The organism is Bacillus thuringiensis (assembly GCF_022095615.2).
Lineage (GTDB): Bacteria > Bacillota > Bacilli > Bacillales > Bacillaceae_G > Bacillus_A > Bacillus_A cereus_AG.
In genome coordinates this window covers 417470-434321 of record NZ_CP155560.1, presented here as the reverse complement: position 1 = coordinate 434321, position 16852 = coordinate 417470, and the positions used below count along the sequence as shown (strand labels likewise).

Sequence of the window (16852 nt, the reverse complement as noted above, 5' to 3'; positions counted from 1 at the left end):
AAGTAGTTTGATTAAGTTCATAGCAATTATCGTAGGATCTGCCGTAATCTGGGTGGCGTCTTGTTTGTAGTTAATGAAACATAAGGGGAAATAAAAAAGAGAGCTAATGCTACTTGAAGAGAAATCTCTAATCTAGCAATTTCGATACCAGCTACTGAAAGAACTAAAAAAGGTTATCCGTTTACAAACACAACGCAACTATCCGTGGTTACGCCTACTTTCTAGCAATCTACTATAGTATATGAATGTAACTATAATATGTAATTAAATCAATAGATTTAATAAAATTGATAGATTAGCCTATTTAAACAAAACAAACGAAAATAGAAAATAATAATGTCTCGTTATTTTGTCTAAACGTTGATAATTTAGATGATGCGGGAAAATGATGTGGAAAATCGTACCTTTAATCCATCTGGGAGTTAGTCTGAAATAGAATATATAAAACAATGATAGCTTTTAAATAGTATTAGGGAATGATTGATGAAATTAGTGGGATATGTAAGAGCTAATATAGGAGAGCAAGATTTAGAGTTGCAATTTAAAACGATAGAAACATATAGTTATACAAAAATATTCACTGGAAAATAACTTAAAAATTTTAAGGAAATATAAATTTATTGAAATTTTAATATGAATTCATTAATATGGAATTATATTTTTTGTTTAATTGATTCCGTTTATTCCCACACCTTTTTTGTGTTGTGGTTGAGTTGTAGAACAAGCTGCGTCTTGTTTCAATTTTGAAAGGGCTTCTTTGAGCCGATTAATGTATATAGCTTATTTTGCTATGCACATATTTAATCGACTTGAAGAAGCCTTTTTGTGTTGTTTTCAAGTCTGTATACTTTGATACAGCAATTAAGTTAGATAAGAAGAGAACAAATAAGTATTGGTCTACAAATCATGAGATGTTTGCTAGAGCATTTGAAGCATATGTAGAATCGGCTTTGCTAGATCAAGAACATAGAAACGATTATTTAGTTTGTGATACATATTCTTTTGTATATCCGTTAGGAGAACAAAGATAATATCTAAATAGAAGTATAAAGAGTTTAATGGAAGTATCTGTTCCATATATAATAAACACTATACAAGGAGTGGGGAAAAATGAATTATAACATTCAAAAAGGTCAATTTCGTTTAACAAGTGCTTATCCAAGAGGTAGCTGGTGGGAATTTTATCGTGTTACGTGTCCGATTTGTCATGATACAGGTAATTGCATGCTTCATGTTTCGCAAGAGAAGGTAGCATGTACCCGTGTAGAAAGCAAATGGGTCTATGGGAAAAATACGAGCAATCCAAGCTACATTCACTACATAAATGGAAAAAATGAGTATCAATTGCCTGAAGTGGATGAAGTTCAGGTTCATGATAGGAAAAGCAATATGGAATTAAATGTGTTTAATCGTAAGTTAATGGATTTCATACCATTACAAGAGCATCATCATACACATTTATTACGAGATAGAAAAATGACTGAAGAACAAATACAAGTACGTCAATATCGTTCTTTCTTAAAACAACAAATTGAGTTAGAAGAGGATAATACATATACGACAGTTTGGGAAAAGTTATTTAAACAGATTGGGAATAAAAATTACTGGCAGGGAATTCCGGGATTTTATGAGATGAAGAAAGGTCAGCTTTCTCTTCGTTTGATGTCAGGTTCTCCTGGTATAATGATTCCGTTTCGAAACCAGTACAATCAAATTGTTGGATGGCAAGTTCGTGTGGATGAAGTGAAAAACTCCGTTCATGTGAAATCGGCACCTACTGGAGTTCAAGCGGAATTAATCGAACAGCCTAATGTTGTAAAGATAACTAAAAATGGTGATTGTATCTTTGAAGGCGAACTAGAAGTGAGCAAAAAGGTAGAGATTCCATTTCATGAGGAACGAATTGTTGTAAAGATTCATAAAGGGCAAAAATATTTATGGCTCTCATCAGCAAACAAAAATCAAGGAACTGGTGCAGGTGGTAGTGAACATCCACTTCCTGTACATGTAGCGGTACCAAGCTCTCATTTAAAACACTGGAATTCTGGTGCCTTACATCAAACGAAATCAGTAATGATCACAGAGGGCCCCATGAAAGCTGATTTGATTGCTGATTTGATTCCAAAGAGATTTAATAAAGAGGAACTTTCTGAAGTAGGGACAACAGTTCTTGCGATTCCTGGTGTAAATGCATGGAGGATTGCTATGCCTGTATTAAAAGATGTGGGTGTAGAGAATGTGTATTTAGCATTTGATGCCGACTTGGTTGAGAATGAAAAAGTAAGAGCTGCCTTAATTGCTTTTGCGACAGAGTTAAAGAAAGAGGGCTATAACGTAATTATTGCAGCATGGAACCCAGCACAAGGGAAAGGTCTGGATGATGCGATGCAAGCTTCTTTCAAACCCATTTTCCGCACAATATAATAAATCGTAAGATTTTAGCAAGGGGATTTTTTATAATAGAAAGGTGTGTATTAAGTAGATGAATCTTATGCAACAATTAATGGATGTAGACAAAAAAGCTAGGGAACAAGAAAGAATGGAATTAATTCATAAATTTTATAATGAAGGGGTTTCTATTACGACGATTGCAAATGCGACAAATATGTGTGAAGAGGATATTTCATATATATTAAACAACTAGTAGCCATATTTGGTGAGGTGAATAGAAGGGGAAAAAGATAGAATTGTAATTCTATCTTTTTTTATTCCTTTAAATAAAATTTTTAAAAGTAGAAAGGTAGAGGGAAAATATGAGTGTATATGTAAAAAAGAATCTAGTGAATTTACGAATTGATTTTGCTTTTAAGCGCTTGTTTGGAGTAGAAGGAAACGAGGATATACTCATTGGTTTTCTTAATGCGATATTACAATCCTCTTTAGATGAGAAAATTATCTCTTTGCATTTAGATGATCCGCATCTTCCAAGGGAGCAAAAGGATGATAAATTATCTATTTTAGATTTGCGAGCTACCCTTAATAGTGGTATAAAATTAAATATAGAGATACAGGTTCGCGACAAAAAAGACATGATCGAGCGATCTTTGTTCTACTGGGCTGGCATGTATTATTCCCAAATGACTCAGGGGATGAAGTATACAGAATTAAGACCAACTATTTGCATTAATATAGTGGATTTCATTCTGTTTCCAGAAGAAGAAGACTTTCATAATGTCGGTGTAGTCATGAACAAAAAATCGGAGCACATAATTTCTGAGAATATGCAATTGCACTTTCTAGAGATTCCAAAAGTAATTCGAGAATGGCAAGAAGAACGAATGGATCCGTGGGATGCTATATTAGCACGTTGGCTACTATTATTTCCTGCATATGAAGATGATAAATTAACTACAATCCTGGAGGGAATCGCGATGGAAAAAGATCCAGTTTTGAAAAAGGCAATAGAGGATTGGGAGCGTCTAAGTAGCGATAAGGATTTTTTACGCTTATATGAGGCGAGAGAAAAGGCAATAAAAGATAGAATATCTGAAATAGAAACGGCAGAAGAAAAAGCTGCAAAAAAAGCCAGAGAAGAAGCCACAGAAGAAGCTACAATTGTAACTAAGATAGAGATAATTCACAATTTAATTAAAATGGGGTTGCCTATAGAACAAATTGCGAAAGCTGCTGATTTAAGTGTGGAAAAGGTTAATGAAATTTTAAAAAGTAAGTAGTATTGTGAGGAACATAAGAAGGTAACAAAAATTTCAGGAGAGATTGTAATAGAAAAAGAATCTATTTTCAAACAAGAAATAGAAGATTGGGAACGTTTAAGGAATAATAAGGGTTTTCTGCGTTACTATGAGGCAAAAGAAAAGGCGATTAAAGACAGAATATCTGAAATAGAAACAGCAGAAGAAAAAGCAAAGGAAAAAGTTAAAAAACAATTAGTCAAAAACATGATTAAAGTGGGAATATCTATAGAAAATGCTGCGGAAGCTGCTGGAATTAGTATAGAAGAGGTTAATGAGATTTTACAAAAATAAAGAGTAGATATAAGTAAAAAAAACAGGTGATTGTGACATACACACAATTACCTGTTTTTTTATGTTCTTTTCTCATAAATCAAAAGTATATTTATTGGCTACGCTATAATTAAAGGTAGATTTATTTTTTGAGGAGAAAGAATAATTATATTATACTTGTTAAGTATGTAATTTTTACATACTTATTTACTTAATTATTACTACATTATGCAGATGCTAGGGGTTATTATGAAAAAGAAAAAAGAAGCATAGTATATACATGTATATACGCTAAAGGACAAAACTACAAAATCTATAAAAATAGAAACATGGCGTTCATTTAAAGAAGAAAAGCAAGATGGTAGGAAGAACGTCTATCTGGCTTCTATTTTTGCTAAATATGTAAAGAAAGTCTTGTCTTTTTAATATTGTATCGCTATAATATAAAAGTAATAAGATTTTACAATAAAATATAAAATTAATCAGTTCGCATATAAGAGAAGACCTCAATATGCGCCATGTCCTTAGGGGACGTGTGCGTGTATTGGGGTCTTTTTGCGTTTTGCGAGCAAAAAACACCCGGAGGTGCAGGAATTATGTTGAATTGGTTGTCTGCAAAACTTATGACAACATCAGTAGGAGATTTCTTACTGGCAAAAGGTAGTTTTGAGAAGGGGCTTACTGGGCACACCAGTGGTGCAGATGCTACCACTGTACAAAAAAGCATGAATACCCTTGTAACAACACTAATTGGTTTTGGAGGAATTTGGGTAGCAGCTTGCGTTGTATTTGCGGCTATTAAACTATCTGGTGCACAAGGTAAAAACCCTGAAAACCGTACACAAGCCATGATTGGTTTAGCTTGTGCGGCAATTGGAGGCTTTGTCATGATCAAAGCATACGACATCGCTTCTTGGGTTACAAAAATTTAACATAAGAGTTTGTAAAAGCTCTCCTCTATTTGGGGAGAGCTTCTCTTATACAAGGGAGGAAACAAAATGAGAAAAGTAACTGTTCCTGTTGATATGACTTCGGAACAAAAAACACTATTAGGTGTGCTGAGCAAACGCCAATTGATTTATCTATTGGGTGGCGGAGCATCCCTTTATTTATATGTACCATTTTTATGGCGGCTATTTGCGCCTTTTAATGCGGCTGTAGCATTTTTTATTTGCTTAATTTTAGCAATACCAACAGTAGTAGTTGTAATAACGTTTGCTTTTATTTATAAAGAAAAACAACACATGTATTTAGATAAATTTTTACTTATCAAAATGCGTAGCCGTTCTGAAAAAGGAAATTGGAGAAAAGGGTACGAGCCAATTACATGGGTAAAGGAGAATTTATAGATGTTAGAAATGATATATTTTGCGGTGGTAGCCATTGTAGGATTTTTCTTTTATAGGAAAATGAATGGAAAACCGCTATTTAATATAAAGAAAAAGGGGAAAAGTCAGGGCGGTGTAGAGAAACGTACTGCTGAAAAAAATGGAAAGAAAAATAAAAAGAATACGCCTGCTACAGAGGAAATTGATGAGGATAATGTGGATTTCTTTAGTGCTTTTGTAGAAGACATTAAGGAAGTTGAAAATCATATGATTCGTTATCATGATGACACGTTTGTCCTAATCGCGGAGGCACACCCAGTAAACTATTACCTACTTTCAAATGCGGAACAAGAAGCGATTGATATCAAAATTGAATCATGGTTAACCACATTAGAATTTAATACGAAGGTATATATCCAAAGTAAGTTTGTAGATTTAACAGATCCTGTACGAAAAATGACAGAAACAATGAAAGGTGCGAAGGACCTTACACCAGAGACAGTACTTTATGGGCAAGAAGTTATCGACAACTTAGAGTATTGGCAACGTTCGCAGCCACGATATGAACAAAAGCGATATTTAATTTATCCATACAAAGTTGATATTAGTACGATTACAGCTGATACAGAGGAAGAATTGGAAGAAAAAATTGTAGATAAAGCGTTTAACGAATTATATCGTCGCTATAATGCTTCCCGAAATCTACTATCGAAAGCAAAAATTAGTGTAGAAATGTTAACGAAAGATAAATTAATAGAACTCTTATACGTAGCGTTTAACCGTCGTAAAGCGGTGAAAGCACGTTTCCAAGATTTAATTGAAAATGAGAACTTCTCTCTGTATTCAACAAGTGAAACAAATGAGAGAAAACTAGAGTTAATGAAGAAAGTTCTAGCGGAAGAAAAAGCTAAAAAATCAAATAATGGGGTGGCATAAGTATGAAATTGTTTGGAAAGAAGAAAAAAGAAAAAAAGAAATTAGAAGCTGAAAAGAATGATGAATTGGAACTAGAAGAGGAAGAGCACGAACAAGAAGAAGTTCCACCTCAATTAGACAATCAAACAACTGTGTTTGATGTCATTGCCCCAGAAGGAATGAAAATTGATGCAGAAGACTATGGGGTAATTAAGCAGTCTTTAGGAAGTAATACTTTCTTCCGTCCATTTTATATTCCACGTGATGGATACCCTCGTATGATGCAGACCAATTGGCTGAACATGTTAACTTCAGCTGGAGAGGTTGATGTCATGATTGATATTCATAAAGAGCCAAAAGCAAAAGCGATGCGATCGTTAGATATGCAGCTAACAATGTTACGTTCGAACCTTTCCTTCCAACGTACACGCGGAAATATTGACCAGGAAAAAGACTTAGATGCAAAAATTCAGGATACAAACAATCTAATGGATGAAATTCAATTTAATGAAAATGACTCCTATATGGTAAGTACGATGGCGGTTGCGTATGCTGATTCAAAGAAAGAATTAGATGTTTTATGTGAGTATATCGAAGATGAAATGCAAGCCTCTCACTTTAAAATAGCGAGTACTTGGAATCGTGTGAAGAGTGGCTTGAAAGCGGTTATGCCACTAGGTGCACCAAATACTCTGCAAGATACATACCGAAATATCGATAGACGTGCTTTATGTACATTTGCCCCCTTTGTATCAGGATCCGGAAGATTTAACGGTGGTATACCAATAGGAAAGAACAAAATTACTGGACAAGTAGAATTTTTAAATTCATTTGGTAACGCAGATTATCGTCCACCAAACTATAACATTGGTGTGACAGGGATTTCAGGTTCCGGTAAAAGTTTACTTTTAAAAATGAAGCTAGCTCGTGAAACATCACTTGCAGATACACATGCGATGATCATAGATCCAGAGGGAGAATTCGTAAAAATCACCAAACGACTAGGTGGCATTAACTTAAATATTTCACCTGAAAGTAATATCATTATTAATCCTTGTGCAATTGCAGTAACAGAACTTCAAATTACAGATAAAGATGAAGAACTAGAAGCACTTGAACAATACGATAAGAAAGAACTCGTAGAACGTGATGGCGTGAAGTATGTAAGATTTGTACCAATTTTAGAGAAAATCAATGAAATACTAGGATTCTTTGACATTATTATTCGCGGGCAAGACTTTGATCAACCTGGATTAAATGTATTCCAACGCACGATGCTAGAAGATGCGATTCGTGAAGTGTTTGAGAGACATGGTATTACTTCTCACCCTTCATCTTTATATACAGATGAAGTGAAGAAAGTAGATGGACAATTAATTCAGTCTCAAGTGAGAAAGCCAGAGCCAGAGTTAAAAGAAATTTACGATGTAATAGTAGAAAACCATGGAGATGATGTGAAAGCAGAAGAGTTAATTGCCGCGATTCGTCCGTTTTTACGTGATGGCTCAAAACCATTATTTGATGGGCAAAGTAATTTTGGACGCGGTGTAGAAACACAGTTAAATGAATCGCGTGTTGTTAACTTTAATATTAGTCATTTAGAAGAAGGGTTTTTAAAACCAATCGCCTTCCACGTTATTCTGAACTATATCTGGGAGCATTGGATTAAGAGTCCAGAACATGCAATCAAACGAAAAGTGTTATATGTGGATGAGATGTGGCAGTTTATCGACTATGAACAAACTGTTAATTTCTTAGAAAAAGTAGCACGTCGTTCACGTAAAAGAAATGCCGGTATGTGTTGGGCAAGTCAGGACTTTGTTCGTATTTTAGAAAATGTGAAAGCACGTGGTATCTTGCAATCTACTTTCTCTTATTTCTTCTTAGAGCAAAATAAGATTGATAAGAAAAAGATCCAAGAGAACTTTAACTTAACTGCTGGAGAGCTTGATATTATTCTCAACAATCCAGGAAAAGGTGAAGGGATTTTCCGTATAGGAGATAGTTCTGTTTGGATCCAAACAGATCCATCAGATAAAGAAATGATGTTCATTGAATCCAATGAAGCTGTACTACAAGAGCTTTTAAATAATATGAAGAAAGTACAAGGGTACGGAGGATAATAGCGTACCTTTGAAAAGGAAGGTGAAATTATGCTTGAGAAAATAGTAGAGTGGGTCGGAGGGCTCATTATTGTTTTGGTGAAGGCTTTTCTTAGTCCAGTGTATGCAACTATGGATCCGCTACCGGTTTTAGTGTTTGGAGGAGAGGGAAAAGAAGGAAAAGGGACAAACTTAGATTTCTTATTTTCGGGTGATTCTCTAACCAAGGTGTTAGACACAGGTATGCCTGTAATGTTTAAGCTTGTTGCCTTTTGTGTCCTTGTCAGTGTAGTTATTACGGCGGCAAAATACTCAGCAACGGCCATTAATCCAAATAATAGAACTGCATTAATAGAGTACGCGAAGGATTTGATGATCATTTCAATTTGCCTTTGGCATCTCGATTACTTTTATACACTCATATTTGAAATCAATTCATGGGTAATAATAGAATTCAGAGATGCTATCAATGGGGTAAGTGGAGGGAATTTCGACCCAGATAAGGGTACTAAATTTCTAGAACCTGGATTTGGTGGGGCTGGGCTTACCATTACTGAGCTGAGTTTGAAAGGTCATGAAAATGACTATATGTTTATTATATTTGGTTTGTTTGTAGAAGCTGGTCTCATCGTCTGGGCAAATTTTTACTATTTAATGCGAGCGGTGTCACTATACATTTTAATGTTAATGGGTCCTTTAATGGTAGGTATGTGGCTATTTCCACAAAAGAAACAACAGACATTATATTGGATACGAGAATTTATAGGAGCAGTGTTCATACAAGCAATTCATGCGATTACCTTATGGCTCATTATTTCTCTTATTGGATCAGCAAATAGTCCGTTAATCAAATTGTTTTTACTTGCCATGTTTATCCCAGTTGGTGAAATTGTGAAAAGTTTTATCGGCCTTAGTACCAATGCATCAGGTGGTATTCATAGAGCGGGTACGATGTTGGGTATGGGGGCTTTAGCAAGTGTGGCCGGACTGGTTAAAGGTGTTCGTGATGACTACCGTAATTCAAAAGTAAAACCAGATATTAAGGGGGATAAAGAAAAGACAAAAGAAGATGCTGATAACCCGAAAAATGCATTAGGAGCGAATTTAGGGACAGATTTAGGTACAACATCTCGTGCAGCTCGTATGTTAAAAGCAGGGCAAATTGGAAGTTCAATTGGTAAAGCGGCTGGTGGACTTGCAGGTATGGCAACAGGAGCTGGGCTTGGACCAGAAGGAATGGCAATAGGGACATTGGCTGGCAGTAAAGCGGGCGGATTTACTGGCGCGGTTGCTGGAAGATCTGCCGCTACATTGAGCGAAGGAGCTGTAGCTTTGGGAAAACGTATTGGTTCCAGTGTGAAGAATGGTATGAATACGTATAAAGGGTTAAATGGAGAACAATATCCAGAGTTAACAGATGAAGATATTGCACAAGACTTAGCAACGAAGGATTTTGAAAATTGGAAAGCGGATAATCCGGATTCTGCGGTTGCCAGTCGTTTGAAACAAGCATTTCCTGGCTCTTCGGATGCAGAGATTGCAAAAAAAGTAGCGAAAACAAATAGTGATCAAATGTCTCATTTCAAAAATCAGCGGAAACAAGATGTACAAAATATGAAGAAGAACGCTACACCATATGGAAATGCTAGAGATTTAGTCAACGCTGCGACTAACGCATTCCAAAAAGGATATGAGGCAGACCATAAAGATGCGTTTATGAGTCAATTACCAGAAAATATGTCAGCGGAAGAGAAAGAGAAAAAATGGAATGACCATCTGAACTCAAAAGTACAAGGATTTAGAAACCATGCAGAACAGGCTGCAACAAAAGCTGGTGCAATGCCAGTTGATGCAAAAGATAAGCAAGGGAATAATCTATTTGATAAGTCCTTTGTGAATAAGGATGCGTTTGCTTCTCAACTGGCATTTGGAAAAGTAGGAAAAGCAGTAGAGGGTGTGCAGGGAGAAACACTAGAAAGTGGCCATCAAAACATGGGACAGGTTGGTGCTCTTGTAGGGGCTTCCACTGCTGCATTTAAAAAGGCATATACTGAAGATCATAAGGCAGGATTTATGAAACAATTTCCTGCAGATGTACCACAACAAGAAAAAGAGGCTGCATGGAACAAACACTTGAGTCAAAAAGTGCAAGGATTTAAAAATCATGCACAGAAAGCTGCCGAACAAGCAGGGATTGTGCAACAAAAAGATGGGACTAGCTATGCTAATAAGGAAGCTTTTGCTTCTCAGTTATCGCAACAATTACAAAGCAATCCAAATATAAATGCAATGGGTGTATCTAGTGTTTCGGGCATTCAAAAAGCGGTAAATGGTGTGAAAACACATAGTTTAGCAAATGGATATGGAAACCAGAAACAAAAAGATGTAAGTAATGTGGGGAACTTAGTACAAGCATCTACAGAATCCTTTAAACAAGGTTATGCAGCAGAGAACAAAGCAAACTTTATGAAAAACTTGTCTCCAACTATGTCTCAAACGCAAAAAGTAGAAGCTTGGCAATCTCATTTAAGTGATAAAGGTAATGAATTTAAAGCAGTCGCTCAGCAAGCAGCGGTACAATCAGGAGCGATGCCTGTGCAGGCAAAAGATACAGGTGGTAAGAGTTTGCATGCGCAATCTTATATTAATAAGGGGGCATTTGCTTCTGAATTAACCAAAGGTCTACAAAATCATGCGACTCTTGGAACGGTAAGCCAACAAGTAAGTTCAGGGATTACAAGTTCTATTCAAGGAGTTAGATCTCACGGTGTTGCGACAGGTGGCGCAATTAATAAGGCTGTGTATGCAGCTACTCAAACACAAGCAAGTATGGCACGTGCAGGGAATTTGTCTACTTCTGAAATTGAACGTTCGTATGCAGACGCATCAGCTAGTGTAGCAAGTATTGCACAAAGTGCTGGCAAAATGTCTATCCCAACTTCAGCTGTGGGACGTATGACACAGCAAAGTACGAAGGTTGGCATGAGTGTGATGGAAGGTGTCAAACATTTTATGCCTACAAATGCACTAGAGAATGCTTCAAAAGCATACTTTAATGCGTCAGACAATGTTCAGCAAGCTGGTGGAAATGCAGTACAAAGAGTGATAAGCGGAACTGCAGCTGCTGTTCATACTTCATTAGGAGGTAACGCAGCAGAACGCCATTACAATGTGACAAAAGGATTAAGCTATGCAGCAGGTGTAATTGGTGGTACAGGTGCTTATCAAGCGACTGCACGTATGGTAAGTAAACATAATCCCTATAATAAAGCAGTTCAAACAGAAGCAAAAGAAATTCAAGAGATTCAGGGAATGGTCCCAACAATAACAGATGCTACTGGAAGACAATCAGTTGCTCAAGGTGCAATACGTCTTGTTACGACAAATAATAAATCATGGATTGAAGCGAAAGATTCCAGTGGAATGACACAAGTTGTATCTCGTTATGGTAGTGGAGATAGTAGCATTCGTTCGGGACAAGTGGTATATCAAGATTTAAATGTTTCAGATGGTCAATTAACACAGCATCGTAATGGTATGAAAGCAACGCCAGCGTATATTCAAGATTCTAGTGGCGGGAAAATTAGTATCAATCGTTCTATCAATATTAATCCAAATCAATTAGTAGGAAATCAAAATCAAAGACCTTTACAACAGAAACCAGTATTTAGTGAACCACCACTTACAGCGAATCATAAGGTAGACAATGGTCATTTCTATATGTCTGATTTGGACCAAGGTGGCTATCAAAATGTACAAATGGTTGTTGAAAGAAATCGTAGTTACATGGTTGCGACAACTACAGACGGTACAGTGTCACGTATTTCTCCGTACGGAAAAGGAGATACACGATTACAAGCAAACCAAAGGATTGAAAGAGTTTGTGAAGTGAAAGATAGCAGTATTAAGCCGAGAGAAGAAATCCTAGTAACTCAAACACATGAAGAAGTTGTACGTTCGGAGACAAATTTAAATTTATCAGAACATGATCCACAAAATCTGATTCCATTTGCGCCAAACCCTCGCTTAGCACAGCGAAAAAGAAGAAATAATGAAAATGGAAAGTATGGAGTGACAAGTCTATGAGTCAAAATCCTAACGATCCAAATGAACAGAAAAAAAGTAACCCTTTAAAAGATGTAGCTTCACACTTTATTAAGAAAAAAGGGATGCAAGCGCGCGGGAAAATGGTAAAAATGGCAGGTAAAGCAGGAAGGGCGGCAGCGAAAGCTGCTGCCAAACTGCTAAAAGCTGGTGTAGTGAAAATTGTCGGAGCTATCGTGGGAGCAGTAGGATTGCCTGTTGCTCTCATTATGGCTCTTATTATTACCGTGTGTGTTATTTTAGCATCTTTTGTACCATTTACCGATGATGAAAGTAAAACAGAAGAACAAGTGAAAAAGTATATGGAAATTTCAATGGCGCTAAACGTGGACTGGAAAGAGGTTGTCGCTTTTGACATGGCGCGATTTGATAATGATTTGACTGGTAAAGATCCTCACGATGCTATATCATATTTTTTGGATATCCAATATGAAGAATATACAGAAAAAGAGGTATGTGAGGCAGGACCGAATGGCCCTTGTGAAAAAAAGAAAAAGGAGATGCAAAAAAACAAATCTGAAAGTTATTCCGGACCAGATGTAAAAAAGATATTGGGAGATACAGATTTTAAGAAAAAAATAGATGAAATTAATGCCAGCGGAAGTAAAAAGGTAACAGTATCTTCTCACGGTTTAGAGAAAGCGATGGAACTTGCAAAATGTAGTGAGAGTCAAAAAGATCGTGCTCGTGAGATATTAGCTGCAGGGATGTTAGAAGGTCTATATGGACATCTTGCTCCTACTACTGGTGGATTTATTGGTGGTATGTGTGTTGGTAATGTGAGCCCTGGTGGAGAGCCTGTTAACCTTAATGCCAAAGTTACAGGATACCTTCCTAAAATTAAAGAAATGGCAGAAAAACATGGTGTAGCTCAATATGTTGGTATTTTGGCTGCCCAAATGATGCAGGAATCACAAGGAGAGGGAAGCGACCCGATGCAGGCTTCTGAGGGGCATTATGGAGACATGAGCACATCTTGTATAGGTGTAAAAGGGAATGCACGTGTAGGATGTATTAAAGATCCAAATATTTCTATTGAAGCAGGCGTACAAGAATTTAAAGATGTTTTAGGTCAGGCGAATGGAGATATAGCCCTAGCCTTACAATCTTATAATTTCGGGTCAGGATTCATTAGCTATGCATTAGCGAAGGGTGGTTATTCAGAAGAAACAGCCATTGAGTTCTCAAGAAGTAAGAATCATTTAAACCCAGCTGGTTGCTCCGATCCGAATAACTTCAGGACAAAGGTTAACGCATGCTACGGAGATTACACGTACGTTTCTAAAGTTTTGAAGTTTTACAAAGATTTAGGGTGTGTGGCAGACGCATCAGGCGAATGGATTTCTGATAAAGGTTGGAAATGGCCAACGAAATCAGGTCGTATTACAGATACGTTTGATGCAGTTCGTAAGGGAATACAACATAATGCTGTAGATATTGGGGCCATGACTACCGGAAAAGCTGGAGACCCAGTATGGTCGATGGAAGTAGGTATTGTAACAGCCCAAACAGGAAATGTAAATGGTGGTGGTCTAGGTGTTTATGTAGACCATGGAAATGGTATTGTATCTCGTTACTTACACTTAAATAAAATATTAGTTGCACCAGGAACCATGGTAACAAAAGGACAAATAATTGGGGAGATGGGCGGTTCTAATTATAGTAAAAAAACTGGTTTACTTGATATGAATGGATATGCTGTCCATTTAGATTTCCAAATTCGTATTAACGACCAACCAACGGATCCAATGAAATTCTTTAAGAAAAATGATGATCCAGGTCTATCATCTGGTGGTGCTCCTACAATGACAAATGCTAAACGACAAAAGGTATTGGAAGAAGCAAAAAAATGGGTTGGACAAGGAAAAGTGAGCTATGTATCCGGCGCTAGAAATCCAGCTGCAGGTACTGCAGATTGTTCTGGATTCACACAATATGTGTTTAAAACTAGTATAGGTGTCCAGCTAGGAGATTGGACAGGTGCTCAAATTGGACAAGGAAAACAGGTGCCAGATATCGGTCGTGCACAACCAGGAGATTTAATTTTCTATGAAAATCCTAACCATGTATCTATTTATTTAGGGAATCAGAAAATGATTCATATTGGTGATAATAAGGGTGTACAAATTACGGGTCTAAACTATACGGCAAGAGGACAACATATGTCGCAAATCCGTAATGTAATAGACTGATAAGGGATGTGAGTCGATGAAGAAAATAATCAACATTTTATCCAATATGCCTCGTAAGTACTTGGTCATATTAGGGATTATCGTACTAGTGGCAGGTGTTGCCACTTATAATACCATTCATGATTATATGCTGAAATCACAATCGCAAGAGGAAGAACAAGTAAATCAAGATGAAATCGAGATATTAGGAGATAAACCAAAGGGATTTGATACAAAAGAAGAAGAATATATTGCGAAAACAAAAACAGTTGAGGATTTACTACGAAAAATTTCTAATGGTAGTTATGATGTACCGTATTTATTTACAAAGGCTGGATTCGGTATTGAGCCAATGAAAATGACAAGTAATGAACGTATGCTTGCCGCAGAAGCTGTGCAAAGATATTTCCTAAATGGGGATAAGTTTTACAATGCACGTATTACCAAAATTGACCGCGGGAAAAAAGTAGATACATTTCATATAGAGGTTTTAATACAACAGGTAAACTTCTTGGAACCACGACAATTTAAAATTCAGGTAAATCAGTATGCGCAAATTCTAACGCCAATTGAACAAATACCACATGGACAAGAAGAAGTACCTGTGGATTAACTGAAAGATAAGGGTTGTGACTAGAAATCACAACCCTTATTAAAAAATATAAAGAGTACCTAAAAATATTTATTTAATATTCGAAATTTTCTAATATAATAAAGTCATGGTTAAATAAAATTTGTATATATTAGTGAAATGAAATAGATACGGAGGTAAAAAAATGCGATTACTATTCGGAACTGCAGCAAATTATTTTGCAGGATATTCTTCTGGAAGAGGTTCAGGACTTTTAGGGACTTTATTTGGATGGGCTTTATTAGTAGGTAGTGGATACCTGTTGATCACAAATTGGGATAGTATCACAGTTTGGATGCACAGTTTAGATATTGTAACAGGATTAGATGGTTATGAAGACATGAGCAATGGATTTATATTTATCTGCTTGCTTGTAAGTGGTTTCATTTTCATGTTATTGTTACCAGTCTTCGCAATTGTATTAATAGTGGGTGTGGTACTCCTGAATATTGTCATCTGTACAATTGTATTTTTAGTATCACCAAGTACATATAAAAAAAATAAAGATGTGGAGAGTGAATGGAGATGAGTACAATTCTTGTTTTAGGTGGTTCAAATGGTAGAACATTAGAGAAGTTAGCGAAAAAAAGAGATTGTCAGGTGATTTTTCACGATGGAAAAAATCAAGGTGGTGTAAAGAAAATGTTTCGTAGTGTCATAAAAAAATGTGATGTTATTGTAGTGCAGAAAGGTGCATGTGGCCATGTGTCTATTGATGTAGCAAAAGAATACGCAAAGAAGTATGATGTCCCGCTTTTATTTAATCAGGGGTTTGGAGGAACAGGCGCGTTAGAGATTAGGTTAAAACATTTGCAAGCAGCCTGAATACGTTTGATAGTACAGAAACATTTGTTTTATTATCATATAATCAATATATATATAATAAATAAGACGCCAAAAGTGAAAGGTGAATATAATAAAATGAATAATAGTAATTTACATAAATCAGGTTATATCATACTCATATATTTTATAATGACTCAATTTGTTGGAATAATAGGAGTACAATTGCTAGCGAAGACAGGCTGGTATGATATTCAGGGGAATCAACAGCAAGCAATTCAGCAACTGCTTGTTCATTGGGAACTAATAGGATTTTCACTCATATTAATATTCTTTTTTCTTATATATAAGAAAGAAGTGATGAATGATTCGAAGTTATCGATTAAATTTTCAAGAGTATCATTTGGTTGGATTTTAGTAGGAATAGTTGCAGTATTCTTAGCGCAGACAATTGGTAGTATTTTGGATGAAAGTATATTTCACTTAACTACACAATCAGTAAATACATCAAGTAATATTGAATCGGCAGCAATTTCTCCTCTTGCTCTTATATCAATTGTAATTCTTGCTCCGCTAGTTGAGGAGCTTGTATTTCGTTACGCGGCCATAAATATATTGAGCCGTAAATTTAATAAAATTGGGTGTATATTAGTTAGTTCCTTGTTTTTCTCAATCATGCATTTTGAATTTCCTTTTGTATTTGGATATTTTTTAATTGGAGTTGTACTTGCGGCAATATATGTACGTACTAATAGGTTACTAGTATCATTTGTCGTTCATGCTACTATGAACTTAATAATTGTTATACTTCAGATTTTTTGATAGAAAATTTGAAGTTAAGGAGAGAGTAACT

At 36.0% G+C, this 16852-nt stretch carries 13 protein-coding genes and 2 pseudogenes; 14 read left to right on the top strand and 1 reads right to left on the bottom strand.

Going from position 1 to position 16852, the window contains the following annotated elements; translation table 11 throughout:
• Positions 1-98 precede the first annotated feature (98 nt).
• Positions 99-191: pseudogene (locus KZZ19_RS28885) on the bottom strand (DUF3956 family protein); the annotation flags it as partial.
• Positions 192-839: 648 nt separating this feature from the next.
• Between KZZ19_RS28885 and KZZ19_RS28880 the strand changes: the two are divergent.
• The 14 genes and pseudogenes from KZZ19_RS28880 to KZZ19_RS28815 form a co-directional block, all read left to right on the top strand.
• Positions 840-1121 (top strand): annotated as a pseudogene (locus KZZ19_RS28880) (LPD1 domain-containing protein); the annotation flags it as partial.
• A complete protein-coding gene (locus KZZ19_RS28875) occupies positions 1111-2424 on the top strand; it encodes a DUF3854 domain-containing protein (protein ID WP_237982780.1) in 1314 nt (437 codons plus the stop codon). The pseudogene KZZ19_RS28880 and the gene KZZ19_RS28875, both read left to right, overlap by 11 nt.
• A 58-nt stretch (positions 2425-2482) precedes the next feature.
• Positions 2483-2644, top strand: coding sequence for a hypothetical protein (locus KZZ19_RS28870; protein WP_176535853.1), 162 nt, complete (start codon positions 2483-2485; stop codon positions 2642-2644).
• A gap of 109 nt (positions 2645-2753) precedes the next feature.
• Positions 2754-3674, top strand: a complete 921-nt coding sequence (locus KZZ19_RS28865) for an Rpn family recombination-promoting nuclease/putative transposase (RefSeq protein WP_237982779.1) — start codon at positions 2754-2756, stop codon at positions 3672-3674.
• A gap of 887 nt (positions 3675-4561) precedes the next feature.
• Positions 4562-4897, top strand: coding sequence for a hypothetical protein (locus KZZ19_RS28860; protein WP_098342730.1), 336 nt, complete (start codon positions 4562-4564; stop codon positions 4895-4897).
• 66 nt (positions 4898-4963) lie between these two features.
• Complete coding sequence (locus tag KZZ19_RS28855; RefSeq protein ID WP_098342701.1) at positions 4964-5314, top strand: PrgI family protein; 351 nt, start codon at positions 4964-4966, stop codon at positions 5312-5314.
• Positions 5315-6229 (top strand): hypothetical protein, encoded by a 915-nt coding sequence (locus KZZ19_RS28850; RefSeq protein WP_348638056.1) that lies wholly within the window; start codon positions 5315-5317, stop codon positions 6227-6229.
• A gap of 2 nt (positions 6230-6231) precedes the next feature.
• Positions 6232-8331 carry a VirB4 family type IV secretion system protein gene (locus tag KZZ19_RS28845; protein WP_348638055.1) on the top strand — a complete coding sequence of 700 codons (2100 nt, stop codon included), beginning with the start codon at positions 6232-6234 and terminating at the stop codon, positions 8329-8331.
• A gap of 30 nt (positions 8332-8361) precedes the next feature.
• Entirely contained in the window at positions 8362-12396 is a 4035-nt protein-coding gene (locus tag KZZ19_RS28840; RefSeq protein ID WP_348638054.1) for a hypothetical protein, read from the top strand.
• A complete protein-coding gene (locus tag KZZ19_RS28835; protein WP_348638053.1) occupies positions 12393-14606 on the top strand; it encodes a lysozyme family protein in 2214 nt (737 codons plus the stop codon). The genes KZZ19_RS28840 and KZZ19_RS28835 overlap by 4 nt, the downstream gene beginning before the upstream one ends.
• Positions 14607-14622: 16 nt before the next feature.
• Positions 14623-15198, top strand: coding sequence for a hypothetical protein (locus KZZ19_RS28830; RefSeq protein ID WP_237982866.1), 576 nt, complete (start codon positions 14623-14625; stop codon positions 15196-15198).
• A 163-nt stretch (positions 15199-15361) separates the two neighbouring features.
• Complete coding sequence (locus KZZ19_RS28825; RefSeq protein ID WP_237982867.1) at positions 15362-15745, top strand: hypothetical protein; 384 nt, start codon at positions 15362-15364, stop codon at positions 15743-15745.
• On the top strand, positions 15736-16041 hold the full coding sequence (locus KZZ19_RS28820) for a DUF2325 domain-containing protein (protein ID WP_237982868.1): 306 nt from the start codon (positions 15736-15738) through the stop codon (positions 16039-16041). Before KZZ19_RS28825 ends, KZZ19_RS28820 begins: the two co-directional genes overlap by 10 nt.
• Positions 16042-16137: 96 nt before the next feature.
• Complete coding sequence (locus KZZ19_RS28815; RefSeq protein ID WP_348638052.1) at positions 16138-16821, top strand: CPBP family intramembrane glutamic endopeptidase; 684 nt, start codon at positions 16138-16140, stop codon at positions 16819-16821.
• The last annotated feature ends 31 nt before the right edge of the window (positions 16822-16852 follow it).